Source organism: Streptomyces sp. NPDC006430, from assembly GCF_040612395.1.
Taxonomy (GTDB): domain Bacteria; phylum Actinomycetota; class Actinomycetes; order Streptomycetales; family Streptomycetaceae; genus Streptomyces.
Genome location: NZ_JBEXQA010000002.1, coordinates 83,507 through 108,693, shown reverse-complemented (window position 1 = coordinate 108,693; position 25,187 = coordinate 83,507). Strand labels below are relative to the sequence as shown.

23 protein-coding genes and 1 pseudogene are annotated in these 25,187 nt (G+C 70.9%); 14 read left to right on the top strand and 10 right to left on the bottom strand.

Features of this window, described 5'->3' with window-relative positions:
• Positions 1 to 5: 5 nt before the first annotated feature.
• Positions 6 to 698, bottom strand: a pseudogene (locus ABZZ20_RS03540) (acylneuraminate cytidylyltransferase family protein); the annotation flags it as partial.
• The gene (locus tag ABZZ20_RS03535; RefSeq protein WP_356866322.1) at positions 695 to 2,089 is read right to left on the bottom strand and encodes a DUF6716 putative glycosyltransferase; all 1,395 of its coding nucleotides are present in this window, start codon (positions 2,087 to 2,089) and stop codon (positions 695 to 697) included. The pseudogene ABZZ20_RS03540 and the gene ABZZ20_RS03535, both read right to left, overlap by 4 nt.
• A gap of 176 nt (positions 2,090 to 2,265) precedes the next feature.
• Between ABZZ20_RS03535 and ABZZ20_RS03530 the strand changes: the two genes are divergently transcribed.
• A complete protein-coding gene (locus ABZZ20_RS03530) occupies positions 2,266 to 3,291 on the top strand; it encodes a glycosyltransferase family 2 protein (RefSeq protein ID WP_356866320.1) in 1,026 nt (341 codons plus the stop codon).
• Positions 3,291 to 4,649: a polysialyltransferase family glycosyltransferase gene (locus ABZZ20_RS03525; protein ID WP_356866318.1), complete on the top strand. Its 1,359-nt coding sequence runs from the start codon at positions 3,291 to 3,293 to the stop codon at positions 4,647 to 4,649. The genes ABZZ20_RS03530 and ABZZ20_RS03525 overlap by 1 nt, the downstream gene beginning before the upstream one ends.
• Positions 4,650 to 4,681: 32 nt before the next feature.
• On the opposite strand, the gene leuE is transcribed toward ABZZ20_RS03525, so the two are convergent.
• The gene (leuE, locus tag ABZZ20_RS03520) at positions 4,682 to 5,368 is read right to left on the bottom strand and encodes a leucine efflux protein LeuE (RefSeq protein ID WP_356866316.1); all 687 of its coding nucleotides are present in this window, start codon (positions 5,366 to 5,368) and stop codon (positions 4,682 to 4,684) included.
• Between the two features lie 42 nt (positions 5,369 to 5,410).
• Complete coding sequence (locus ABZZ20_RS03515) at positions 5,411 to 6,991, bottom strand: methylmalonyl-CoA mutase family protein (RefSeq protein ID WP_356866314.1); 1,581 nt, start codon at positions 6,989 to 6,991, stop codon at positions 5,411 to 5,413.
• Positions 6,992 to 7,168: 177 nt separating this feature from the next.
• On the opposite strand from ABZZ20_RS03515, the gene ABZZ20_RS03510 reads away from it, so the two are divergent.
• Positions 7,169 to 8,053, top strand: coding sequence for a L,D-transpeptidase family protein (locus ABZZ20_RS03510; RefSeq protein WP_356866312.1), 885 nt, complete (start codon positions 7,169 to 7,171; stop codon positions 8,051 to 8,053).
• A 338-nt stretch (positions 8,054 to 8,391) separates the two neighbouring features.
• Here ABZZ20_RS03510 and ABZZ20_RS03505 read toward each other — a convergent pair whose 3' ends face one another.
• The gene (locus ABZZ20_RS03505) at positions 8,392 to 9,384 is read right to left on the bottom strand and encodes a hypothetical protein (RefSeq protein WP_356866310.1); all 993 of its coding nucleotides are present in this window, start codon (positions 9,382 to 9,384) and stop codon (positions 8,392 to 8,394) included.
• The gene (locus tag ABZZ20_RS03500) at positions 9,384 to 10,127 is read right to left on the bottom strand and encodes an RNA polymerase sigma factor (RefSeq protein WP_356867173.1); all 744 of its coding nucleotides are present in this window, start codon (positions 10,125 to 10,127) and stop codon (positions 9,384 to 9,386) included. The genes ABZZ20_RS03505 and ABZZ20_RS03500 overlap by 1 nt, the downstream gene beginning before the upstream one ends.
• A 419-nt stretch (positions 10,128 to 10,546) precedes the next feature.
• Here ABZZ20_RS03500 and ABZZ20_RS03495 point away from each other — a divergent pair, with 419 nt between their 5' ends.
• From ABZZ20_RS03495 to ABZZ20_RS03450, 10 genes are all read left to right on the top strand, one after another.
• Positions 10,547 to 11,146, top strand: a complete 600-nt coding sequence (locus ABZZ20_RS03495; RefSeq protein WP_356867172.1) for a 2-oxo-4-hydroxy-4-carboxy-5-ureidoimidazoline decarboxylase — start codon at positions 10,547 to 10,549, stop codon at positions 11,144 to 11,146.
• A 152-nt stretch (positions 11,147 to 11,298) separates the two neighbouring features.
• Positions 11,299 to 11,679, top strand: coding sequence for a succinate dehydrogenase, cytochrome b556 subunit (sdhC, locus tag ABZZ20_RS03490; RefSeq protein ID WP_356866308.1), 381 nt, complete (start codon positions 11,299 to 11,301; stop codon positions 11,677 to 11,679).
• A gap of 5 nt (positions 11,680 to 11,684) precedes the next feature.
• A complete protein-coding gene (locus ABZZ20_RS03485; RefSeq protein WP_356866306.1) occupies positions 11,685 to 12,167 on the top strand; it encodes a succinate dehydrogenase hydrophobic membrane anchor subunit in 483 nt (160 codons plus the stop codon).
• A gap of 23 nt (positions 12,168 to 12,190) precedes the next feature.
• On the top strand, positions 12,191 to 13,945 hold the full coding sequence (gene sdhA, locus ABZZ20_RS03480; RefSeq protein ID WP_356866304.1) for a succinate dehydrogenase flavoprotein subunit: 1,755 nt from the start codon (positions 12,191 to 12,193) through the stop codon (positions 13,943 to 13,945).
• A complete protein-coding gene (locus ABZZ20_RS03475) occupies positions 13,945 to 14,703 on the top strand; it encodes a succinate dehydrogenase iron-sulfur subunit (protein ID WP_356866302.1) in 759 nt (252 codons plus the stop codon). The genes sdhA and ABZZ20_RS03475 overlap by 1 nt, the downstream gene beginning before the upstream one ends.
• 162 nt (positions 14,704 to 14,865) lie before the next feature.
• Positions 14,866 to 15,432: a hypothetical protein gene (locus ABZZ20_RS03470; RefSeq protein ID WP_356866301.1), complete on the top strand. Its 567-nt coding sequence runs from the start codon at positions 14,866 to 14,868 to the stop codon at positions 15,430 to 15,432.
• A gap of 502 nt (positions 15,433 to 15,934) precedes the next feature.
• Positions 15,935 to 17,857 (top strand): bifunctional metallophosphatase/5'-nucleotidase, encoded by a 1,923-nt coding sequence (locus ABZZ20_RS03465; protein ID WP_356867170.1) that lies wholly within the window; start codon positions 15,935 to 15,937, stop codon positions 17,855 to 17,857.
• 76 nt (positions 17,858 to 17,933) lie between these two features.
• Entirely contained in the window at positions 17,934 to 18,338 is a 405-nt protein-coding gene (locus ABZZ20_RS03460; RefSeq protein WP_356866299.1) for a hypothetical protein, read from the top strand.
• Positions 18,339 to 18,340: 2 nt separating this feature from the next.
• Entirely contained in the window at positions 18,341 to 18,778 is a 438-nt protein-coding gene (locus ABZZ20_RS03455) for a DCC1-like thiol-disulfide oxidoreductase family protein (RefSeq protein WP_356866297.1), read from the top strand.
• Positions 18,779 to 18,789: 11 nt separating this feature from the next.
• Positions 18,790 to 19,530, top strand: a complete 741-nt coding sequence (locus ABZZ20_RS03450) for a TetR family transcriptional regulator (RefSeq protein WP_356866295.1) — start codon at positions 18,790 to 18,792, stop codon at positions 19,528 to 19,530.
• Positions 19,531 to 19,549: 19 nt separating this feature from the next.
• Here ABZZ20_RS03450 and ABZZ20_RS03445 read toward each other — a convergent pair whose 3' ends face one another.
• From ABZZ20_RS03445 to ABZZ20_RS03435, 3 genes are all read right to left on the bottom strand, one after another.
• Positions 19,550 to 21,109, bottom strand: coding sequence for an ABC transporter substrate-binding protein (locus tag ABZZ20_RS03445; protein WP_356866293.1), 1,560 nt, complete (start codon positions 21,107 to 21,109; stop codon positions 19,550 to 19,552).
• 137 nt (positions 21,110 to 21,246) lie between these two features.
• Entirely contained in the window at positions 21,247 to 22,569 is a 1,323-nt protein-coding gene (locus ABZZ20_RS03440) for a metallophosphoesterase (RefSeq protein ID WP_356866291.1), read from the bottom strand.
• On the bottom strand, positions 22,566 to 22,826 hold the full coding sequence (locus ABZZ20_RS03435; protein WP_356866289.1) for a hypothetical protein: 261 nt from the start codon (positions 22,824 to 22,826) through the stop codon (positions 22,566 to 22,568). The genes ABZZ20_RS03440 and ABZZ20_RS03435 overlap by 4 nt, the downstream gene beginning before the upstream one ends.
• Before the next feature lie 121 nt (positions 22,827 to 22,947).
• Between ABZZ20_RS03435 and ABZZ20_RS03430 the strand changes: the two genes are divergently transcribed.
• Positions 22,948 to 24,201, top strand: coding sequence for a D-alanyl-D-alanine carboxypeptidase (locus ABZZ20_RS03430; RefSeq protein WP_356866287.1), 1,254 nt, complete (start codon positions 22,948 to 22,950; stop codon positions 24,199 to 24,201).
• Between the two features lie 44 nt (positions 24,202 to 24,245).
• On the opposite strand, the gene ABZZ20_RS03425 is transcribed toward ABZZ20_RS03430, so the two are convergent.
• Positions 24,246 to 25,136, bottom strand: a complete 891-nt coding sequence (locus ABZZ20_RS03425; protein WP_356866285.1) for a YihY/virulence factor BrkB family protein — start codon at positions 25,134 to 25,136, stop codon at positions 24,246 to 24,248.
• Between the last annotated feature and the right edge of the window lie 51 nt (positions 25,137 to 25,187).

Below are 25,187 nucleotides of genomic sequence, written 5' to 3'. Positions count from 1 at the left end.
GGGGTGAAGAGCGGGGCGAGGAGGCGGGCGCGGGCCAGGTCGTGCGGGTCGTCGATCTCCAGGACCCGTGCGGGGTCGGTGGGGACGGGGAGGGTGCGCCCGAAGAAGCGGTGTCGGGCGGCGCGGAAGCCGGCGGCGTCCATGGCGTAGGCGGCGCCGGTCTCCAGCAGGTCCTGGGGACGGTCCTGTCGGCGGGGCCGCACGGCCTTGTCGTGGTTGACGCCGTGTCCGCCGCCGTCGGGGTCCGCCCGCCAGAGGAAGCCGTGGAAGGGGGCGACGGTCAGGGCCGAGTCGGCGGCGCCGGATGCGACGGCGGCGGCGACCGACTCGACGTCGGCGGAGGTCAGGAAGGGGCTGGTGCACTGGACGAGGAGGACCACGTCCACGGTGAGGGAGTGCAGTTCCTCGAAGGAGTCGAGCGCGTGCAGCACGGCGGCTTCGCTGCTCGCGGTGTCGCCGCAGAGGGCGGCGGGCCGGCGGATCGCGTCGGCCCCGGCGGCGCGGGCGGCGGCGGCGATGGCCTCGGAGTCGGTGGAGACCACCACGTCGGTGACGGTGGCCGCGCCCCGGCAGCCCCGTACGGCACGTACGACGAGCGGGACCCCGGCCACTTCGGCGAGGTTCTTCCCCGGGACCCCCTTGGACCCGCCCCGGGCCGGAACCACGGCGAGCACCCGGGGTCGTGCGCCGGGGCTCACAGCTCTCCCAGCCTGCGAATCACCGGGGCCACGCGCTGGACCCCGTGCCGGTAGGCCCCGCGGGCGGCCTCGCGCAGGTGCGAGCGGAGCCTGCGGCGCAGCCGGGATTCTCCGTCGCCCTCCTGCCGGACGGAGCCGGGCAGCGGGGTCCCGTCGGGGGCGAGGTGGTGCCGGGCCAGGATGCCGGGCAGGTATCCGGGGGCGGTGGCCTGCGTGTAGTAGGGGGCGACGGCCGGGAGCTCACCGCGCCCCAGCAGTTCGACGAGTCGCGCGCGGGCGGCGGCGAAGGGGTCCCCGGTGCCCGTCACGCCCTGGTCGTCCAGCCAGTCCGGGTCGCCCTGCGGCAGCAGCCCGGCGTCCAGCTGGTCCCACGAGGCCAGGCAGCCCGAGCCGAGGAAGTGGTGGTTGCCGAGCACCTCGCGGACGCCGAGGTCGGTGAGGACCGCCGTCGGGATGCCCCGGTGCAGGGATTCCAGGGCGGCCGTGGAGGACACCGTGACCAGCAAGTCCGTGCGGTCCAGGACCTCACCCATGTTCCCGTACACCAGCCGGCAGTTGGGGGGCAGTCCGCCCGGGAGCCGCTCGGCGAGGCGCTGGTACGGCTGCTCCTCCAGGTGTGTGGTGTGTTCCCCGGGCCGGCTGCGCAGCTTGATCAGCACCTCCCGGCCGGGGTGCAGCCGGGCGTGCCGGGCCGCCCGCTGCAGGAGGTACGTCCGGTCGGCGCGGCCGTCGGGGACGGACGGCTGCACGGCGAAGACGACGGTGTGCGCGCGGCTGAGGGCCGGTTCGTACGGTGCTCCGGCGAGGAACGGCAACGCCGTCTGCGTGACGGCGTCCGGGTCCGCGCCGACTCCTTCGTACACCGCGCGGAAACGCCCCGCGTCGTACCGGGAGTTGGCGAGGACGAGGTCGGCCCCGTGTCGCAGCAGCAGACCGTCGGCGAGCTTCTCGTAGACGACGCCGACGTATCCGGTGACGAGCACCGGGCGGGCGGCGGGCTCGGGCCACAGCGCGCGGACCCCGTGCAGGACGGCCTGCACGGCCCCGCCGACCAGGGCGAGGACCACGACGTCGTAGCGCTCGCGCTCGATCTCCGCGAGGAACTGCGCGCAGGTCACCTCGGACAGCCGGTCGGCGCGGACGCCCACCTCGCCGAGCTGGCGCGCGGTCGGGGTGGCTCGGCCGCGCAGCAGGTATCCGGTGAGGTGGAGGTCTCCCCCAACCGCCTCCCCCGGAATCCGTCCGGGGGGACCCCCACGGGGTGCCCCCGGCGCGAGGCGGCGGGCGGTGAGCGCGCCCCATTTCCAACGCGTGTCGGAATCTGCGAGTACGGCGACGCGAAGGGGAGTACGACTACGAGTACGAGTGGCTGCGCGATGGCTGACTGGCACCCGGCAGAAGCTATTCCGCAATTTCGGTGACCGGCCCAACGACCGCACAACAGCGGGTTAACAACCCGTCGACTCGATGCGAAACCGCACCGGTTAACGCACCCGCCCCGCGTCGTTCACACGGAATCCGCGTTTGGGCCATGGTGAATGCCGGCCGAAGACTTAACGTCTGGCGGGTGCTCAAGCTCTCTGTTGTCGTGCCGTTCTACAACGTGCAGACGTTCGCACCGGATGCCCTGAAGAGTCTCGAACTCAACGCCCGGGAGGATTTCGAGTTCCTGCTCGTCGACGACTGTTCGACGGACGGGACGCCCGAGCTCCTGGAGCGGGCGGCGCGCGAGCTGCCCGGGGCGGTGCACCTCAGACGCGACCGGAACGGCGGCCTGGCCACCGCCCGGAACACCGGCCTGGACGCGGCGCGCGGGGAGTACCTGGCCTTCCTGGACGGGGACGACTGGCTGGCCCCAGGCCACCTGGCCCGCACCCTGGCCAGTATCGAGGCCCTGAACTGCGACTTCGTCCGCAACGACCATGTCCAGGTGACCGGCCGCAGTCGCTGCGTACAGCGCGTGCCGTACGGCCCCCAGCTGGTCGTCGGTGACCCTCGCGCCGGGATCCTGCCCGCTTCCCGGGCCAGCTGCGTGGACTATCCGTACGCCTGGGCCGGCATGTACCACCGGCGGCTCCTGGACCGCGGGCTGCTGCACTTCACCGACGGGCTGCGGACGGCGGAGGACCGGCCGTGGATCTGGCGGCTGCACCGACGGGCCCGGTCCTTCGCCGCCGTCGGAATGCCCGGGATCTTCTATCGGCGGGGGGTCTCCACCTCGTTGACCCAGATCAAGGACGAGCGTCAGCTCGACTTCATTCGCGCATTCGATCAAGTGCTGTCGGATACGGCCGCGGATCCCGATTCCGATCTCCTTCTCCCGAAAGCCGTCCGAACGTATTGCGCAATTATCGCGCACCATGTCGGATCCATCGAAAGGTTCGAACCGGCCGTGGCCAAGAAACTCCGTTCGATGAGCACGGCCGCTCTCCGACGCATGCCCCAGGACGTGCTGGACCAGGCCCTGAACGCGATGGACGTCGACCGCGCCGGCCTGCTGCGCCGCCTGCGCCGCCGCCCCACCCGGACCGGAAGCCGAACGGGAACCCCAGCAGGAACCGCACCAGGAACCCGAGCAGGAGCCGCGCTCTGATGGCGGCCGTTCGACCCGCCCGCTGCACGCAGGTCTTCCTCGCCTCCACCCTCTACGGAACGGCCACGCTCGCCGCGGGCATCGACGCGGGCAGCTTCCCGCCGGCCGACCGCCGCATCCTGCTGACCAGCAACCACGCCCTCACCGCCGAGGTCTCCCCCGGCCTCGCCGCCATGCCGGGCTTCGGCGCGCTGCGCGCCCGCTTCGACGAGGTCCTCGACTGGAACGCCGTCATCGCCCCGCAGCACCCCAGCACGTGGGCCCCGCGCCCCGAGGACGTCCCCCTGTGGGAGCGTCAGCTGCGGTCCAGCTGGGGCCTGGGCGAGGACCGGGTCGAACTGATCGTGGAGTCGATCCAGGTTCCGCCCGCCCGGACGCTGTGCCAGCTCTTCCCCGGCGCCGCCGTCGACGTCTACGCCGACGGGCTGATGAGCTACGGGCCCACCCGCTTCCGCCTCGACCCACAGCTCGGCATGCGCGTGCGCCGCGTGCTCCACCTGGATCTGGTACCGGGTCTGGAGCCACTGCTGCTCACGGAGTTCGACGTCCGGCCGGAGCTCGTCCCCACCCCGGAGTTCCTGAAGGTCCTGGCCGAACTCCCCACCGAACCGGCCGGGGCCGGAGGGGCTCCGGCCCTGCTGTTGGGCCAGTACCTCTCCGCCCTCGAACTCCTCTCCCCGCATGAGGAGGAGGAGCTGCACGCTGCGATGGTCCGGGGCACGCACGCCCTCGGCCACACGGAACTGGTCTTCAAACCCCATCCCGGCGCCCCCGCCGCCTACTCCCGCCGCGCCGAGGCCGAGGCCGAGCGGCTCGGCGTCCGGCTCACCGTCGTGGCCGCCCCGGTCCTGGCCGAGACCCTCTACCAGCAGCTGCGTCCCGCCCTCGTCGTCGGCTGCTTCTCCACCGGACTGTTGACCGCCGCCACGCTGTACGGGCTGCCGGTCGCGCGCACCGGTACCGAGGCCGTGCTGGCCCGTCTCACCCCGTACCAGAACAGCAACCGGATCCCGCTGACGGTGGTGGACGCACTGCTTCCCGCCCTCGCGGACGCCGAGGCCGTCGCCGGCTGGACTCCGCCGGGCCCCGCCAGGGTCCGCAGCGGGCTGAGCGACCTGCTCACCGCGGTCGGCTTCACCATGCAGCCGCAGGTCCTGGCCGCGCGCCGCGCGGAGGCCGAGCACTACCTGGCCCACCACCTGGACGACCGGACGTGGCGCTACTTCACGCGCCGTCGGCTGACCACCCTCGGTCTACCCGGCGGCATCCCGGCCCAGCTGTCCTTCCTGCCGCACCACCCCGCCGTGCGCCACGTGGTCCGCCGCCTGCGGCGGCTGCGCGCTGGCCGCCCGCGGTGACCGCCCCGGCGGGCACGGCAGGCGCGGCGGGCTCAGCTGACGGCGAGCTTGGCGGCGAAACCGAGGAAGAGCACGCCCGCCGCCGAGGTGGCCCCGGCCGAGAGCCGCTTGCGGCGGCGGAAGGCGGCGGACAGCCGGGTGCCGCCGAATATCAGCAGGGTCAGGTACAGGAAGCTGCCGAGCTGGAGCAGCGCGCCCAGCAGGAGGAAGGAGAGGGCCGGGTAGGCGTACGCGGGGTCCACGAACTGCACGAAGAAGGAGACGAGGAACAGGATCGCCTTGGGGTTGAACAGGCTGATCAGCAGCGCCCGCCGGTACGGCCGCTCGCCCTCGCCGGCTTCGGCACCGGCTCCGGCACCGGCTTCGGCCCCGAGCCCTGCACCGGACTCGGCCGGGACTTCGGCCCGTTCGGCCCGCGAGCGCCACAGGGCCCACGCCCCCCGCATCATGCCGATGGCAAGCCAGGTCAGATAGCCGGCGCCGAGCAGCTTGACGATGCCGAACAGCACCGGGCTGGTCTGGAGCAGCGCCCCCGCCCCGGCGGCGGCGAGCGCCATCAGCACGGCGTCCCCGGTGAACACCCCGGCGGCGGCCCGGTACCCGGTCCGCACGCCGCGCCGCGCGGCGACGGACAGTACGTACAGCGAGTTCGGCCCCGGCAACAGAATGATCAGGACGAGCCCGACGAGATAGGTCGGCAGATCGGTGACACCCAACATGGCAGGAGTGTCCCATAGGGTTACACCTGTCACTCAAGGGTTTCACCATGTGGAATCGGCCGGCACGTACGTCCCCCACACCTCCCGGAGTGCGTGGCACACCTCGCCCACCGTGGCCCGGGCCCGCAGGGCCTCCTTCATCGGGTAGAGGACGTTCGCCGTGCCCGACGCCGCTTCGCGCAGCGCGGCCAGCGCTCCCGAGACGGCCTCGGCGTCGCGGTCCGCGCGCAGTGCCGCCAGCGCCTCGCGCTGGCGGCTCTCGATCGCCGGGTCGACGCGCAGCGGCTCGTAGCGCTCCTCCTGTTCCAGCGCGAAGCGGTTGACCCCGACCACCACCCGTTCGCCGCCGTCCGTCTCCTGCGCGATGCGGTACGCGTTCCGCTCGATCTCCCCCTTCTGGAAGCCCGCCTCGATCGCGGCGACGGCCCCGCCCAGGTCCTCGACCCGGCGCATCAGTGCCAGCGCCGCCGCCTCGACCTCGTCGGTCATCCGCTCCACCGCGTACGACCCGGCGAAGGGGTCGACGGTGTGCGGCACGTCCGTCTCGTACGCCAGCACCTGCTGGGTGCGCAGCGCCAGCCGGGCCGACTTCTCCGTCGGCAGTGCGATCGCCTCGTCGAAGGAGTTGGTGTGCAGCGACTGCGTACCGCCCAGCACGGCCCCCAGCGCCTGCACGGCCACCCGGACGAGGTTCAGCTCGGGCTGCTGCGCCGTCAGCTGGACTCCGGCGGTCTGTGTGTGGAACCGCAGCATGAGGGATTTCGGGTCACGCGCCCCGAACTCCTCCCGCATGACCCGGGCCCAGATCCGTCGCGCCGCCCGGAACTTCGCGACCTCCTCCAGCAGCGTCGTACGGGCCACGAAGAAGAAGGAGAGGCGCGGGGCGAACTCGTCGACCTCCATCCCGGTGGCCAGCGCCGTCCGCACGTACGCGATCCCGTCGGCGAGGGTGAAGGCGATCTCCTGCGCGGGCGAGGCCCCCGCCTCGGCCATGTGGTACCCGGAGATGGAGATGGTGTTCCAGCGGGGGATCTCGGTTCGGCAGTAGCGGAAGGTGTCGGCGGTCAGCCGTAGCGAGGGCCCGGGCGGGAAGATGTACGTCCCCCGCGCGATGTACTCCTTGAGCACGTCGTTCTGGATGGTTCCGGTCAGTTGCCCGCCGTCGATCCCGTGTTCCTCGGCGACCAGCTGGTACATCAGCAACAGCAGGGCCGCCGGGGCGTTGATCGTCATGGACGTGGAGACCCGGTCGAGGGGGATCCCGTCGAACAGGACCCGCATGTCGTCGATCGAGTCGATCGCGACGCCGACCTTGCCGACCTCCCCGTGCGCGAGGGGGGCGTCGGAGTCGTGCCCCATCTGCGTCGGCAGGTCGAAGGCGACGGACAGGCCGGTGCCGCCGCCCGCGATGAGCTGCCGGTACCGGGCGTTGGACTCGGCGGCCGTGCCGAAGCCGGCGTACTGGCGCATCGTCCACGGCTTGCCGGTGTACATGGTCGGGTAGACCCCTCGCGTGTACGGATACGCCCCTGGTTCACCCAGTTTGGCCTGCGGGTCCCACCCCGTCAGGTCGCCCGGGCCGTAGACCGGTTCGATCGGAAATCCGCTCTCGGTGCTTGCCATGTGACGAAAACCTCCGTAGAGCAAACGGGCCCGGGGCTGGTACAACCGTCCCCGCGACGGCTCCGACCGTCCCTGACGGCCGCTGGTCACAATGGCGCAACATCCCTGGATCGTCTGCAACTCTCCACGCCCGCCAGGCATCACCTAGATACACCACGGAGAAATCGGGGGATCGCAATGCACCGCCAGAGAGTAATAATCCGCACGCTCGGGGTGGCCACCGCCGTCGCGCTCGCCGCGACCGCCTGCGGGCCTCAGAAGGCGGGGCCGGCCGGCTCCGCTTCCTCGGTTCCGTCCGCGTCCGCGGCGGGTTCCACCCCCGAGAGCTCCCCGTCGACGGACAACAAGCCCAGCGAGGCCCCGCCCTCGCCGTCCCCCTCGCAGTCGCAGTCGCAGTCGGCCTCGCCGTCCGCCTCCCCCTCGCCGACGGTCAAGGCCGTCATGGCGAACGGTGACGAGAGCGAACAGGTGCGCGAGCTCCAGGCCCGCCTGAAGCAGCTCAAGTACATGACGGTCGCGCCCACCGGCTTCTACGGCTCGAAGACGACGGCCGCGGTCAAGGCCTTCCAGGGGAAGAACGGGCTGACCGCCTCCGGCGCGGTCGACGAAGCCACCTGGAAGAAGATCCAGAGCGTCAGCAAGAAGCCCACCGCCGACGAGCTGCGTCCGCCGACCGTCAACGAGGTCGACGCACCGGACCCGCGCTGCATGACGGGCCGCGTCATGTGCATCAGCAAGGAGAGCCGCACCCTCGCCTGGATGATCGACGGAAAGATCATCTCCACGATGGACGTCCGCTTCGGCTCCGAGAACACCCCGACCCGCGAGGGTCAGTTCAAGGTGGAGTGGAAGGCCAAGGACTGGACGTCCACGATCTACCACACGCCGATGCCGTACTCGATGTTCTTCAGCCAGGGTCAGGCGGTGCACTACTCCGCGGACTTCGCGGCCCGCGGCTACGCCGGTGCCTCGCACGGCTGCGTGAACGTCCGGGACAAGGGCAAGCTCGCGGCACTGTTCGACCAGGTGCAGGTGGGCGACAAGGTCGTCGTCTACTGGTGATCCGGACGGGCCGCTGGGCCGATCGGCCGGATGAGCAGGACGGTCCGAGCGGTCCCGGGGATTCCACGGATCTCCGGGACCCGGTCCGGTACGTAGGGGGCGCGGGCAGGGCCGGGGGAACGAACCCCGCCCGCGCCATGTGCGCAGAGCCCAGGGGTACGGGGGGAACCCCGGCTCATGCGCGGCCGATGACCAGTCGGCTCGTTACGTACTGCGCCGCAGGTGCGAAAAGTGTTACAGCCCGTTCATGAGCATCGACCGGGACGCGCTGGTGGGGCGCTCGCGGACCACTCGAAGGAGGGTCGAACGGGCAGTCGGAGCACCGCTGCCGGCGGCCTTCAGTGCGGGAGGCGGGTGCCCGCGGAGGCGCCCGGGCTCGCCGGGGTGAGCGTCGGGGCCTTGAGCACGTCACTGCCGTCGTCGGACGTCCGCGGAACGGCCGGCGACGAGTACCCGCTCTGCCGGTCGAGCACCGTCTCGCAGTAGTACGGGATGCGCGAGAGGCCGTCGGCCAGCTTGGAGAGCCGGTCGCGGCGGTCGCTGGTGATCTGGCCCGAACGGTAGGCCTTGCACAGGTCCACCGCCTTGAGGCGGTTCTGCCTGTCCTTCAGCTCGGTGGTGCCGCCCCCGAAGGTCTCCTTGCCGTCCGTCCCGGTGGTGCCCGCGGCGCCACCGGACCAGGTGCCCGGGCCGGTGCCGGTTCCCGCTCCTCCGGTTCCGGATCCCTGTGACGCACCCGCTTGTGCACCCGGCGCGAGAGAGGAGCCCGGGGTGGGCGACGATCCGTCGCCGCCCCGCAGCGGGGTGGGCCGCGGCTCGCGTCCGGGCGTTGGGCCCGCGGTGTCGCGCGACGTCGGGTTCTCGTCGGTGCTGAGGGACACCGCCGGTGCGGGACCGGCAGTGTCGTGCGTGGCGCGGTCCAGCAGCCCGGCGCCCGCAGCGGCCGCCAGACCGCCGACAGCGACCCCCGCCAGCGCGGCGGCCAACCCGAACCGCACGGGGCGGCTCCGCCGGGACGCGGACACAGGAAGGGGAGAGGTGAGGGCCACGACCGGGCCGAGCTCCATCACGGGGCCGGCGACCTCGGCCGGTTCGGACGCCCCGTCATGCGCGGCACCGCCGCGCGCTGCACGGAAGGCGGCCACCGCGGCTGCTTCGCCGGGAAGTTCCACCCCGGCCGGCGACTGCGGCTCGGCCAGGGCTTCGAGAGCGGTCCGCAAGCGAGCCTCGGCCTCACGGGCACGGCGATCGCCGACAGGTACGACCGGACCACCGCGCAGCACTCGTTCTGCCGCGGCTCTGTCCAGCCACCTGTTGCGCTCGTAGGCCATCACATGTCCTTCTGCGTCCGCCACGGTGAATGCGTCACACCGGTTTGCTCTACGAGGCCACCACCCCGGCCGCGCTGAGCGGGTACGGCGTCGAGATCCCTCCCGCCCCTGCCGTCCCGCGCCTGGCCACGGGCATTATGGCCGACCGGGGCCGCCGTGTCCGAGTCGATATCGGGCTCTGGCCCGAAGCCGCCCTCCGCGCGCAGCAGCTCGGCCAGCTTCTTCAGGCCCCGGTGCGCTGCGGTGCGTACCGCGCCCGGCCGCTTGCCCAGGGTCTCGGCCGCGCTCTTGGCGTCCAGGCCGACCACCACCCGGAGCACCACCGCCTCCGCCTGGTCCTGCGGAAGCTGCGCGATCAGCGCCATGGTCCGGTCGGTCGACAGGGCCTCCATCGCCTCGCCCGCGGTGTCGCAGTCGGAGGCGCGGCCCGTCAGCTCGGTCTCGTCGCCGCCGATGGCCGGACGGCGCCCGCGCATGCGCACGTGGTCGAGGGCCCGGTTGCGGCCTATCCGGGCGGCCCAGCCGCGGAAGCGGTCGGCGTCACCGGTGAAGGAGTCCAGGTCGCGGGCGATCTGGAGCCAGGCCTCCGAGGTCACGTCCTCCGCGTCGCCGTCCCCGACGAGCGTGCGTACGTATCCGAGCAGGCGTGGATGCACGGCGCGGTACACAGCACGGAACGCGCTCTCGTCGCCGCCCTGTGCCGCGAGCACTGCGGCGGTCAGCTCCGCGTCGTCCCCCAGCAAAGTCCCCAACCCGTTCACTGTCCTGTACGTGTGGCGCAAATCAGCACGTTACGGCTTTCAAGTACCTTCGTCCACGAGTTGCACGGGGAGCAACCAATCGTGTGCGAAGCGGGGTGTGACACAAAACGCACCCGCGGCGCTGACAGGGATACGGGCTTGTCGCACGAGTCCGTACGGACGACGACCGGGGCCTCTCCTGTGGGGGGTGGCGGCCTCGGTCGTCTTCCTCTTCCTCTGCCACTCGCCCGTCTCGGCTCACCTCTCGCCGCGCGCCCCGCCATCCTGTCATCCGTCGCGGCCGTCTCGTCCGTCATCCTTTCGGCTCACTTACGAGTGAAAACCTCGAATGGGTACGACACGCGCGGCCCCGCATCGCTAGCGTGGCGGTACACCCGCGCCACGCCCCGAGGAGCCCTCCGCTGTCCAGCCACCTTCCGGCACAGGCTCATGGGGGCACCAACCCGGGAGACCATCAGTCCGGGGGAAGCACCGATCCTTCCCACGGCCCCGGTCTCGCGCGGTTCAACACCCTCTCCCGCGATACCGCCGAGGCCGTGCTGCTGCACTGCTGCGGCAGTCGACGCTGGGCCCAACGGGTGGCCACGCACCGCCCGTACCCCGATCGCGGCGCCCTGTTGGCCGCGGCCGACGAGGCCTCGTACGACCTCTCCCAGGCGGACCTGAGCGAGGCCCTGGCCTCGGAGTTCCCGGTGGAGCTCGGCCACGGGGCCCCGTACGCCGCCCTCCTCGCGCTCGACGCGGCCCGGGCGGAGTACGAACGGAAGTTCGGCCACGCCTTCGTGATCTGCCTGGACGGGCACCCGCCGGAGGAGCGGGCGGACCAGCTGCTGGCCGCGATCCGGCGGCGGATGGAGTTGGAGGCGGACGAGGAGCGGTCGATCTCGGCCGACGAGCTGCGCCGACTCGCCCAGGCGCGGCTCGCCGACCTGACACATTGGCTGACCTCGCCGGACGGGGTTTCCGCAGCGGATTCCGGGCTATTCGCCCCTGTGGGATAGTCCGTCCGTGCCTGTTTGATCACACCGAAGACCCCCGCGCGAAGGAACCGACAAAGCGTCGCTACGATGTCCGGGGCCGGAGGACCGTACCCGGCCGGGCCCGACCGACAACGAAGCCGGCTGGCCCCCGCCCCGCTTCCGGAGGGTTTTCCGTGCCGGCTGGAACGTTGTACCGCGGCCGGGAAGGAATGTGGTCCTGGGTGGCTCATCGAGTCACCGGCGTCCTCATCTTCTTCTTCCTGTTCGTACACGTCCTCGACACCGCTCTCGTCCGCGTCTCCCCCGAGGCGTACGACGATGTCGTGGCTACCTACAAGACTCCGATCGTCGCGCTGCTGGAGTACGGCCTCGTGGCCGCCATCCTGTTCCACGCGCTCAACGGTCTCCGTGTCATCGCCGTGGACTTCTGGTCCAAGGGCCCGCGCCACCAGAAGACGATGCTCTGGTGGGTCGTGGGCATCTGGGTCGTACTGATGGGCGGGGCCGTGTACCCCGTACTCAGCCACGCCTACCTTGAACTGTTCGGGAAGTGACGCGCATGTCTTCTGACACTTCTTCCGCCAAGGCCATCGGCGACGTGGAGGGCGTGTCCCTCTACGACGTCGAGCACCCGGCGCCGTACATCGAAGCCCCGCGCAAGCGCACCGGCAAGACGCCGCGCTCGACCCGCGGCAACTTCGAGATGGCCGCGTGGCTCTTCATGCGCCTCTCGGGCATCGTCCTGGTCGTGCTGGTCATCGGCCACCTCGTCATCCAGCTGGTGCTGGACGGCGGCGTCTCCAAGATCGGCTTCGCCTTCGTGGCCGGCCGCTGGGCGTCCCCGTTCTGGCAGGTCTGGGACCTGCTGATGCTGTGGCTGGCCATGCTGCACGGCTCGAACGGTCTGCGTACGGTCATCAACGACTACGCGGAGCGCGCGGGCACGCGGCTGTGGCTGAAGGGCCTGCTCTACACCGCCACGGTGTTCACCATCCTTCTGGGCACGCTGGTGATCTTCACCTTCGACCCGAACATCCGCTAGGCAACGGGGCTGAGGCGAATCCAATGAAGATCCACAAGTACGACACCGTCATCGTCGGCGCAGGTGGCGCCGGCATGCGCGCCGCCATCGAGTCGACGAAGCGCAGCCGCACCGCGGTGCTGACGAAGCTCTACCCCACCCGCTCCCACACGGGCGCCGCGCAGGGCGGCATGGCCGCCGCGCTGGCGAACGTGGAGGAGGACAACTGGGAGTGGCACACCTTCGACACGGTCAAGGGCGGTGACTACCTGGTCGACCAGGACGCCGCCGAGATCCTGGCGAAGGAGGCCATCGACGCGGTCCTCGACCTGGAGAAGATGGGCCTGCCGTTCAACCGCACCCCGGACGGCACCATCGACCAGCGCCGCTTCGGCGGCCACTCGCGCAACCACGGCGAGGCCCCGGTCCGCCGGTCCTGCTACGCCGCGGACCGCACCGGTCACATGATCCTCCAGACGCTGTACCAGAACTGCGTCAAGGAGGGCGTGGAGTTCTTCAACGAGTTCTACGTCCTGGACCAGCTGATCGTCGAGGAAGACGGCGTCAAGAAGTCGGCCGGTGTGGTCGCGTACGAGCTCGCCACCGGCGAGATCCACGTGTTCCAGGCGAAGGCCGTCATCTACGCCTCCGGCGGCACCGGCAAGTTCTTCAAGGTGACCTCCAACGCGCACACCCTCACGGGTGACGGCCAGGCGGCCTGCTACCGCCGCGGCCTGCCGCTGGAGGACATGGAGTTCTTCCAGTTCCACCCGACGGGCATCTGGCGCATGGGCATCCTGCTGACGGAGGGTGCCCGCGGTGAGGGCGGCATCCTCCGCAACAAGGACGGCGAGCGCTTCATGGAGAAGTACGCGCCGGTCATGAAGGACCTCGCGTCCCGTGACGTCGTCTCTCGCTCCATCTACACGGAGATCCGTGAGGGCCGCGGCTGCGGTCCCGCCGGTGACCACGTGTACCTGGACCTGACGCACCTGCCGCCGGAGCAGCTCGACGCCAAGCTCCCGGACATCACCGAGTTCGCGCGCACGTACCTCGGCATCGAGCCGTACACGGACCCGATCCCGATCCAGCCCACCGCGCACTACGCCATGGGCGGCATCCCGACGAACGTCGAGGGTGAGGTCCTGTCCGACAACACCACCGTCGTCCCGGGCCTGTACGCGGCCGGCGAGGTCGCCTGCGTCTCCGTGCACGGCGCCAACCGCCTGGGCACGAACTCGCTGCTGGACATCAACGTCTTCGGCAAGCGCTCCGGCATCGCCGCGGCGAAGTACTCGCAGGAGAACGACTTCGTCGAGCTCCCCGAGAACCCGGCGCAGCAGGTCATCGACCTCGTCGAGCGCCTGCGCAACTCCACGGGCAAGGAGCGGGTCGCCGACCTGCGCCTGGAGCTCCAGGAGACGATGGACGCGAACGTGATGGTCTTCCGTACGGAGCAGACCATCAAGACCGCGGTCGAGAAGATCGCGGAACTGCGCGCGCGCTACAAGAACGTGTCCGTCCAGGACAAGGGCAAGCGCTTCAACACGGACCTGCTGGAAGCCATCGAGCTGGGCAACCTGCTCGACCTGGCCGAGGTCATGGCCGTGTCCGCGCTCGCGCGCAAGGAGTCCCGCGGCGGTCACTACCGCGAGGACTACCCCAACCGCGACGACGTCAACTTCATGCGCCACACCATGGCGTACCGCGAGGTCGGAGCCGACGGCTCGGACTCGGTCCGGCTCGACTACAAGCCGGTCGTCACGACCCGCTACCAGCCGATGGAGCGTAAGTACTAATGGCTACCCCGACCCTGGAAAAGATGGAAGAGGCGGCTGCGGCCTCCCCGTTCATCACGGTCACCTTCCGGATCCGCCGCTACAACCCCGAGATCTCGGACGAGGCGCAGTGGCAGGACTTCCAGATCGAGATCGACCCGAAGGAGCGCGTGCTCGACGGTCTCCACAAGATCAAGTGGGACCTCGACGGCACGCTGACCTTCCGCCGCTCGTGCGCGCACGGCATCTGCGGCTCCGACGCGATGCGGATCAACGGCAAGAACAGGCTCGCCTGTAAGACGCTGATCAAGGACATCAACCCGGAGAAGCCGATCACGGTCGAGGCCATAAAGGGCCTCACCGTGATGAAGGACCTCGTCGTCGACATGGAGCCCTTCTTCCAGGCGTACCGCGACGTCATGCCGTTCCTGGTCACCAAGGGCAACGAGCCGACGCGCGAGCGCCTGCAGTCCGCCGAGGACCGCGAGCGCTTCGACGACACCACCAAGTGCATCCTGTGCGCCGCGTGCACGTCCTCGTGCCCGGTGTTCTGGAACGACGGCCAGTACTTCGGCCCGGCGGCGATCGTCAACGCCCACCGCTTCATCTTCGACTCGCGTGACGAGGCCGGCGAGCAGCGGCTGGAGATCCTGAACGACAAGGACGGCGTGTGGCGCTGCCGCACGACCTTCAACTGCACCGACGCGTGCCCGCGCGGCATCGAGGTCACGAAGGCGATCCAGGAAGTCAAGCGCGCCCTGATCACGCGCCGCTTCTGATCCTGCGCCGCTCTGATCGTTCGCGGTCTGCCGTACGAGGCCCCGCGCCCCGGATCCGATCCGGGGCGCGGGGCCTCGCCCGTGCTCGGGGCCGGCCCCGATGGAGTGGCCGGACGGGCCGGACGGGGGCATCCGCAGGGCGCCTGTGGAAAGATCGGCCCCATGAGCGAGCAGCAGCCGAATCCGTACGCGAGTGACAACGGGACCCCGGGGAACGCCAGTTACGGCTACCCGCAGCCCTACCCGGCGGCCCCGGGCTACCAGCCCACCGTCGGTGGTGCGGGCATACCGACCCCGGCCCAGCCCCCCGTGATACCTCCCGCGGCTCCCCCGACCCAGCCGCCGGCCTATCCGGCCTACCCGGTTGCCCCCGCCGCGGGTGTCGGCGGATCCGGACTGTCCCTCGGGGACATCACCATCGCCGGGGACCAGATCATCACCCCTTCGGGCCCGATGCCGCTCAAGGGCGCGATGTGGAACGCCACGGACTTCTCCCGCACCGAGACGAAGATCCCGACGCACGCGGTCGTGCTCGCGATCGTCTTCTTCCTGTTCTGCCTGCTCGGCCTGCTCTTCCTCCTCATGAAGGAGAAGACCACCACCGGATACATCCAGGTGACCGTCACCAGCGGTGGCCGCCACCACTCCACGATGATCCCCGCGGTCGATGCCAGCACCTTCCCCTGGGTGATGAACCAGCTCAACTACGCGCGTTCCCTCAGCATCTGACGGACGTTCGCCGAGTCCCCGACCACCGCGCCGTCGAACGGGGCGCCCCGACGTAGCGGCGGGGCCCACGACCTCCCGGACTTCCGCGACGTCGCCGCCTCGATCCCGGAGCACACCCCGGGCGCCCGCCACCTGGAACTCCCCTGGGCCGGCCACCTGCCCTCCCTGGAACGCCCCCTGGAGGTCACCGCCCGGCTAAGGGACTTCCTACGGTGACCCCGCCCCGGCGAACCGTCCGGATACCGCACCCGCCGGTCACTGCTGGCAGCGGCCGAAGGTCACCACGTAGGTTCCCACCCGGCGCGCACCCGCGCCGGCCGGGTCTGCCGCTGCCGGCTGGGCCCAGGCGGCTCCCTGGCCGGCGTACGGTGGGGACCGCGCCCGGCACCATCGACACGCTCACGTTGCCCCGGGACCATGAGCGGATGTGACGAAGCACTCCAAGACCATTCGCCCGGACCGGAGTTCACCTCAGCTCGGACGGCGGTTCTTCCTCACCGCCATGGGAGCGACCGCGGCCACCTTCGCGACCGGCGTCCCCGCGCACGCCACCGACCACGCGCGCGATGCCGCCACCGCCGACGAGTACGTCGACGTCCAGCTCCTCAACATCACCGACCTGCACGGCTACCTCCAGGCCGCCCCCGGCAGCAACGCCACCATCACGGGCAACGGCGGCGGCCGGTACACCGTCGGCGGCGTCGCCTACATGGCCTCCCACCTGGAGCGGCTGCGCGCCGGCCGGCCCCACTCGCTCTTCTTCACCCCCGGAGACGCCTTCTCCGGCTGGGAGTTCGACGCCGCCGCCTTCGCGGACGAGCCCACCGTCGAAGCGCTGAACCGCATGGGCCTCGACTTCGCGACCGCCGGGAACCACGAGTTCGACAAATCCCCCGCCATGCTGCGCGAGCACATGGAACAAGGGGTCCCGTTCCCCGTCGAGGGCCGCGACGCATCGTTCACCGACTCCTCGGGCCGCCGTTTCCGCGGGGCCGACTTCCGCTACTACAGCGCCAATGTCGTCCGGGCCGCCGACGGGCGCACCGTCCTGCCCCCGTACCGCATCGAGAAGGTGCGCACCGCCACCGGCGGGGAGCTGCAGATCGGCTTCATCCACCTCACCGCCCTCGGCACCGAGCTCTTCCCCGGCTCCTACCAGCCCGGCTTGGCCACCCTCGACGAACTCGCCACCGCCGACCACTACGCGGCCCTGCTCAAGGCCCGGGGCGTCCGCGCGATCGTGCTCAGCATGCACGACGGAGCGGTGGCGGGCGCCGACTTCAACAGTGGCTCCGATCCCTCCGGCCCGGCCCTGGACCTGGCCCTGCGGGTCTCCCCCGACATCGACGCGATCGTCACCGGCCACTGGCACACCCGGTTCAACATGATGCTCCCCGATCCGAACGGCGTCCCCCGCCCCTTCGTGGAGGCGGGCTGCTACGGGCAGATCATCAACGAGATCAACCTGCGGCTCGACCCCCGCACCGGCCGGGTGGTCCGCGAGCTGACGGTCTCGACGAACCACCCCAACACCCGTGACGTCGCCCCGCACCCTGCCCTGAAGGAGGTCGTCGACTACTGGTCGGGACAGGCGGCTGCCCGCGCCGCCACCCGCATCGGCAGGCAGACCGGCTCCTTCCTGCGCACGCGCAACACGGCGGGTGAGAGCACCATGGGCGATCTGGTCGCCGACTGGGCGCTGTGGGCGGGCCGAAGGCCGACCGACGCCGAGAACGACGCGAACGTCCACCCCAACGTCCCGGCCGAGCTCGCCCTGGTCGCCGTGGCGCCCCGGGTCGGCCAGGCCGTCATCGCCGCCGACCTCGTGCGCGACGCGGCGTCCGACGGCGCCGTCACCTTCGGCCGTGCCTGGACGGCCGTGGGCTTCGGCGATCCGATCGTCACGGCGACGGTGACCGGGCAGCAGCTCCATGACGCGCTGGAGCAGCAGTGGACGACGACGGCGACCGGGGAACTGCGCTTCGCTCCGCTCGCCGTCTCCAGGAACGTCCGCTACGTCTTCGACGCCCAAGGGCCGGTCGGTGACCGGGTGGACCCGGCGGACGTCTTCGTCGGCGGCGCCCCGCTCGACCTCGCCCGCAGCTACCGGCTCGCGGCCCCCTCGTACACGTTCCTGGCGCACGACGGCTATCCGGCGCTCACCGGCTTCCGCGAGCCGTACCGCCACCAGCGCGACTTCGAGAGCTTCATCGCCTTCGTCCGCGAACAGCGGGTGCTCACCCCGGCGCCGACGGACCGTGTGACGGCTCGGAACGGGCGCCTGCGCAAGGCCGAGGTGGGCGCCGTCCACGACCCGCGCCCGCTGTTCCTGTCCGACGGCACCCCGATGCCTCGCCCCGAGGCGGCCATCGTCTCGGCGGACCGCCCCGGGGCCGCGGACGGCGGGCCACGGCCGCCCTGCTGAAAGCTTGAACCTGTTCAAAAAGAGGTCTACAGTCAGTCCTGCCAACAAGTTGAACACGTTCAAGGGGGGCGAGGGCATGGACCTCACCGTCGTCGCATACGTCATCTACCTGCTCTTCAGCATCGGGCTGACCATCTGGGTGGCCCGTACGCTCAGCCGGAACGGGCGGGTCTTCATCGCCGACGTCCTGCACGGGAACGAGAAGCTCGCGGACGCCGTGAACCACCTCCTGGTGGTCGGCTTCTACCTGGTGAACATCGGCTTCGTCACCCTCTACCTGCGGTCGGGCGAGACGGTCCTCGAAGCCCGCGGCCTCTTCGAGGCCCTGTCGGTCAAGCTCGGCGTCGTCCTCCTGGTCCTCGGTGTGATGCACCTGGGGAACGTATGGGTGCTGAACAAGATGCGCCGCCGCGGGATCATGGAGCGCCAGCAGACCCCGCCCGTCGCCCCCCAGGGGTGGACCGCTCCGGCCGGGGCCTGACGATGGCACCGGCCGCGCCGGGCACCCAGCACCTGACCGTGCTGTACGACGCCGGCTGCCCGCTCTGCGTCCACATCCGGCACTGGCTGCTCGGGCAGCGCTGGCTGGTACCGCTCCGGCTGGTCCCGGCCGCGTCCGTCGAGGCGCAGCGGCGGTTCCCGCAGCTCGACCACGCGGCGACGCTCCGCGAGATCACCGTCATCGGGGCCTCGGGGCAGGTATGGACCGGTACCGACGCCTTCATCGTCTGCCTGTGGGCGCTGGCGGAGCACCGGCCCAAGGCGAACTGGCTCGCGACCCCGGCAGGGCGGCCCTTCGCACGGGCCGCCATGTACACCGCCTCCGCGTGGCGGCAGGCGGTCCGGACCGAAGGTGGTCCGGAGGGCGAAGCGGAGCCGGAGGAACCGGCCTGTGACGAGCGCTGCTCCGCACCCGGATAGGCTCGTGCACCGTGACTGATCAGAAGGCTCCCAAGAGCGAGCAGACCCGCACGCTCATCCTCGAAACCGCGCTCCGTCTCTTCCAGGAGCGCGGCTTCGACAAGACGACCATGCGGGCCATCGCCAAGGAGGCAGGGGTCTCGGTCGGCAACGCCTACTACTACTTCGAATCGAAGGAACACCTGGTCCAGGGCTTCTACGACCGGATCGGCGCCGCGCACCTGGCGGCGGTTCGGCCCATCCTGGACAACGAGACCGATCTGCAGAAGCGGCTCGCGGGCGTGCTGACGAGCTGGCTGGACATCGCCGAGCCGTACCACGAGTTCGCCTCGCAGTTCTTCAAGAACGCGGCGGACCCGGAGAGCCCGCTCAGCCCCTTCTCCCCCGAATCGGAACCCGCGCGCAAGACGGCGATCGAGATGCACCGCGAGGTGCTGGCGGGGGCGAAGACCAAGGTCCCGGAGGAACTGGCCGACGTACTGCCGGAGCTGATGTGGCTCTCGCAGATGGGTCTCGTCCTGTACTGGGTCTTCGACCGGTCCCCCAACAGCGAGAAGACGCGACGGCTCGCCGATCGCGGCGCGCAGCTGACGACGCGGGGCATCGTCCTGGCCCGGTTCCGGGTGCTGCGGCCTCTGGTGCGCGAGGTGCACGAGCTGTTCGCGGACTTCCTGCCGGGGATGGCGCAGACGGTGGCCTCGAAGAAGAAGCGGGCCTCCGCCCCGGACCCCGACCCAACCGACCGGACTTAGCGGTTGTCGCGGGGGCCGGCTACAGCCAGTTGAGCTCCCACAGGCGCCACACTCCGGTGCCGTCGGAGAGGTACTGGGCTCCGGAGACGGCCTCGCGGTACATCACGTAGTCCTTCTTCTGCCAGATGGGCAGCATCGGAACGTGCTGCGAGACCAGTTTCTGGAGCTCGCGGAAGTCGGCGGACGCCTGGGCCCGGTCCGAGAAGGACTGGGTGCGGGCGATCAGATCGCCGACGGCCTTGTCGGAGAAGCCGTTGTTCATGCTGGAGTCGGCACCGACGAGCGGCGCCAGGAAGTTGTCCGCGTCCGGGAAGTCGGCGATCCAACCGATGGTGTAGGCGTCGAACTCACCGGACGCGTAGGCCTTCTGGAAGTCGGCCCACTTGTCCACCACCTTGACCTTCACCTGGAAGAGCCCGGTGGACTGGAGCTGCTTCGCGATCTCCTCGGCCTCCGGGACGTTCGCACCGCGCGTGTTGACTCCGAGGTTCAGCAGGACCGGGCCGGTGATCCCGGCGTCCTTGAGGAGCTTCTTGGCAGCAGCTCCGTTGGGCAACGGGTAGGTGTCGAAGAACGGCGTGCTGTGGGCCGCGACGCCGGCCGGGACGAGGGAGTAGAGCGGGGTGACCGTGCCCTTGTGGATCTCGCCGGCCACCTTGGAGCGGTCCAGTACGGCGGCGATCGCCTGGCGCACCGCGAGCGGGGCGGCGGCGGAGCCGGGCCGGACGTTGAAGACCATGCTGCGGGTCTCGGTGCCGCCGGAGGCCTGGTAGCGGGTGTCCTTGAGGCCGGGATTGAGGCCGGCGAGCACGGCCGGCGGCATGTCGCGGTGGGCGACCTCGACCTCGTGCTCCTTCCAGGCCTGGTCGAGCTGGGCGGAGTCCTTGAAGTACCGGACGGTGACGGCCGCCTTGGCCGGCCTGGCCTGGCCCTGGTAGGCGGCGTTGGGCTTGAGCTCGGCGCTGGTCCCGGCCTGGTACGCACCGAGGGTGAAGGGGCCGGATCCGTCGACCTTGCCGTCCTGGCGGAGGGCCTTCGCCGGGTACTTCTCCTTGTCGACGATCGAGGCGGCACCCGTCGCGATCTTGAAGGGGAAGGTGGCGTCGGGGGCGGACAGGGTGAAGGTGACGGTGCGCCCCTCGGCCTTGACCGTCTCCAGGGTGTTGAAGAGGGGCGCCGGGCCCTGGTCGGAGTTGATCGCCTTGATGCGGTCGAAGGAGTGCTTGACGTCCTCCGCGGTGATGACCCGGCCGCTCGCGAACTTCAGGTCGGGGCGCAGGTCGCACTGGTAGACGGTGAGCTTCTGGCCGACGAACTTGCAGGCGGAGGCCGCGTCCGGGACGGGGGTGTCCGAGCCGGACTTGATGGTCAGCAGCGACTGGTAGACGTTGCTGAACAGCGCCCAGGAACCGGCGTCGTACGCTCCGGCGGGGTCTAGGGAGGAGACGACGTCGCTCGTCCCCACCCGGACGGCGGTTCCGCTGCCCCGGCCCTCCTCGGGCAACAGTTGCCACGCGCCGACACCAGCCACGCCGAGCACCAGCCCGACCGCGATGACCTTCGAGCGGACAGACCTCATCCTTGACCCCACCCCACCCACGGTTGACCGTTAATCGGATCGACTCAGGCCCCCATGTCCGATTAACGGACATCCCATCATGGAAATTCGGCCGCGGGAAGGCCGATTCACGGCGGGTCGTTCAGGGGTACGCCCGGTCAAGCCTGGTATGAGGCGAGTTGGACCACCGTGATGTCGGACGGCGCCCCGACCCGGACCGGGGGTCCCCATGCGCCGGCGCCGCGGGAGACGTACAGCTGCGTGTCGCCGTAACGCTCCAGGCCGGCGACGGTGGGGTTGGCGAGCTCGGCGAGGTAGTTGCCGGGCCAGAGCTGGCCGCCGTGGGTGTGGCCGGAGAGCTGGAGGTCGACCCCGTGGCGGACCGCGTCGTGGATGACGACGGGCTGGTGGGCGAGGAGCACGGCGGCGCGGGCCCGGTCGCGGTCGCCGAGGGCGGCGTCGAAGTCCGGGCCGTGGCCCTCGCTCTCGCCCTGGACGTCGTTGACCCCGGCGAGGTCGAAGTGCGGCAGCGCCCGGCGGGCGTTCTCCAGGGGGACCAGGCCGAGTTCGCGGACGTGGTCGATCCACTGCTGGGCACCGGAGAAGTACTCGTGGTTTCCGGTGACGAAGTACGAGCCGTGCCGCGCCCGGAGCCTGCTCAGGGGCTCGGCGGCGTTCCCCAGGTCGTGGACGTTGCCGTCCACGAGGTCGCCGACGATAGCGATGAGGTCGGGCTGGGTCCGGTTGACCGTGTCGACGATGCGGGTGGTGTGGGCGCGGCCGAGGACCGGGCTCAGGTGGATGTCGCTGACGACGGCGATCCGGAAACCGTGCGCGGCGCGGGGCAGCTTGGCGAGGGGGACCCGGACCCGCTTCACGCCCGGCCCGCGCAGGACCCCGTACGTCCCGTACCCGACGGTGCCGAGAGCGGCCCCGGCGGCGACCCCGCCGACCGCCCGCGCCACGAACTGCCGTCGGCTGACGCCCTCGGGGTCCTGCGCCGCACGGTCGGGGGCGGCGGCCGGCGGGGCGAGCGACACGACAGGCGGCGGGACCGGCTCGCTCAGGTCCACCCCGGGGCCCCGGCGGGCCGTTCCGCTCGCCGCACCTTCCCGGAGCCGGGGCTCCGGTCCGGGCGCCGCCTCCCGGGCCGGACGGGAGGGCGCCGGGCGGCGGAGCAGGACGGCGCGGACCGGTTCGGCCAGGAGCATCGCCAGGCTCAGGTAGAGGAGGACGGCCAGCCACAAGTAACCCGGCCAGGCCACCGCCTGTTGGAGTCGGAAGGGGGCACCGGCACGGCCACTGGTGAGGGCGGCCAGCGAGAGGAGCGGCAGTGCGAAGGCGAGGGCGGTGCCGATCCGGCGGGCCGGGCCGCCCGGGCGCGTCGTATCGCGGACCAGCCGGACCCAGAGCCAGCGGTGCACTAGGCCCAGCAGGGCCAGTACCACCAGGAGGATCAGGACGAAGAGTGCGATCTTCACTCCGGCGCACCCCGACGTGATGCGCGCCGCAGCGCGAGGACACCGCGCAACCCGATCACACCAACGGCCGTCCCCAGGAGAAAGGACGTCACCGCCAGGAGAAGGTGGACCCAGAAGTAGGCCGTCGGCTCGCCCGCCGCGTCAAATGCCAGACCACTGGCGTCCTTCCACAGGTTCCGGACGAAAGACACCCAGATGAACCAGCTCCACACTCCGAAGGTGAGCAGGAACCAGGAGGCGGCACGGCTGAGTTTCATGCCCCCAGTATCGGTTTCGTCCCCAGGACGGACGCGCCGGGGTGGGCTGTCCCGGCAGTGGTTGCCACAAGTTGGCCGGTCCCGGACGGTAGACAGCCGATCGGGATGTACTTTCACCTGCGTGTCTGCCAAGAAGACCGCGCTGACGGTCCTTTCCGCCGGGCTGCTGGTCCCCGCGATGCTCGTGGTGCCCGCTCACGCCGCGCCCACGCCCCCGTCGGACGGGAAGGGGCAGCCGCCCAAGGCCCAGGCCCCCGCCGCGCCCGCGCCGCCCTTGTCGATGTCCACCGTTGGCGGCACCCTGCTCGGCAAGCCGGGAGTGCAGGTGAACCCGCTGCCCGGCGCCCCCGCTCTGCCGGGGGACCTCACCGGGCGTTCGTGGATCGTGGCCGACGCCGAGACCGGAGAGGTCCTGGCCGCCAACAACGCGCACTGGCGGCTGCCCCCGGCCTCCACCATGAAGATGCTCTTCGCCGACACCGTGCTGCCCGGCCTCCCCAAGGACCGGGTCCACAAGGTCACCGAGCAGGAGATGTCCGGGATCGGTGCCGGCTCCAGCCTGGTCGGCATCAAGGAGGACTACGAGTACACCGTGCACGACCTGTGGCTCGGGGTGTTCCTGCGGTCGGGGAACGACGCCGTGCACGTGCTGTCCGCCATGAACGGTGGCGTCGAGAAGACCGTCAAGGACATGCAGGCACACGCCGAGGAGCTCCAGGCGCTCGACACCCACGTGGTGTCCCCCGACGGGTACGACGCCCCGGAGCAGGTGTCGAGCGCGTACGACCTCACCCTCATCGCCCGCTCCGGCCTGCAGAAACAGGACTTCCGCGAGTACTGCGGCACGGCGAGCGCGAAGTTCCCCGGTACGCAGGAGCCCGGGAAGCCGCGCGAGTTCTTCGAGATCCAGAACACCAACCGGCTGATGACGGGTGCGGGCGGCATCTCCCCGTACAAGGGCATCGCCGGAGTGAAGAACGGCAACACCACGATGGCCGGGGCCACCTTCACCGGTGCCGCCCAGCGCGGTGACAAGAAGTTGCTGGTCACGGTGATGAACCCGAGCGCGGGGGGCGCCAACTCCGTCTACCAGGAGACCGCCGAGCTCTTCGACTGGGGCTTCGCGGCGGCCGGGAAGGTCCGGCCGGTGGGGGAGTTGGTGCCGCCGAAGAGCGCGGACACCTCCTCCCTCGGCTCCCCCGCCCAGTCGCACGAGCACGGCCCGTCGGCGGCCGGCGAAGGCGCGGGCGGCGGTGTCGGCACCGCGCTCGGCGTCGCGGGCGGAGTGCTGGCCGTGGTCGCGGGCGGTGCCTACGCCGTCAACCGCCGCTGGCCGCGGGGCCCACGGGGCCGCCGGGGTGGCCAGACCTCCTAGCGCCCGGTCCCGGCCGGGGCCACCGGGTCCACCGGGCCACTGGGTCAGCCCGGTCCGCCGGGGGCGGTGCGCCGTCGCCACCCCTCGTGCGCGGGGGTCGCCGTCCAGGCCGCGCAGAACAGCAGCAGCTTGGCCATGAGGTTGATCCAGATCAACAGGGCGACCGGCACGCCGAAGGCCCCGTACATGCTCTTCGTCGCGATACCCCGCATGTAGCCGCTGAGCAGCATTTTCAGCAGTTCGAAGCCCGCCGCGCCGATGAGGGCGGCCTCGATCAGGCCGCGGCGCGGCGGCTCCACGCCCGGCAGCAGGGTCAGGACGTACAGCAGCAGCAGGAAGGCCGCCACGACACCGACGAGGAAGGCGGCGGCACGCAGGAACGCCCCGCCCGCGCCCTGCTCCGGAACGCCCAGCCAGCCGCCGAACTTGCCGACCGCGCTGGAGCCGAGGATCGAGGCCGCGGCCGAGCACAGGCCCGCGGCGCCCAGGCCGACGAGCACGAGGGCGTCCTTGCCCTTGCGGACGAACGGGTTCCCTTCGTCCTCGTCGTCCTTCTCCCACACCGCGCGCAGGCAGTCCCGCATCGAGCCGACCCACCCGATGCCGGTGAAGAGCAGGAGGACTCCGGCGACGAGCCCGATCGTGGCGGCGTTGGCGACGAGGCCGTTGATGTCGAGCTGGTCGGAGATGCCGGGGACCTGCTCCGCGAGGTTCTTCTGCAGCCGGTCCAGCTGCTCCTGGCTGAGCAGCGCCGCGCCGATGGCGGCGGCCACGGTGATCAGCGGGAAGAGCGCGATGAAACTGATGAAGGTGACGGCGGAGGCGAGACGGGCCCAGTGGACCCGGTCGAGCCGCTCGTACGAACGCCACGCGTGCGTCCGCATCAAGCGGACCACCAGCGGCCCGATCACCGGGAGTTTCGTCAGCCAGTCCATGGAGTCACCGTAAATGAGCCGCCGGAAATAGCCGGGATTGTCACTTTTGGG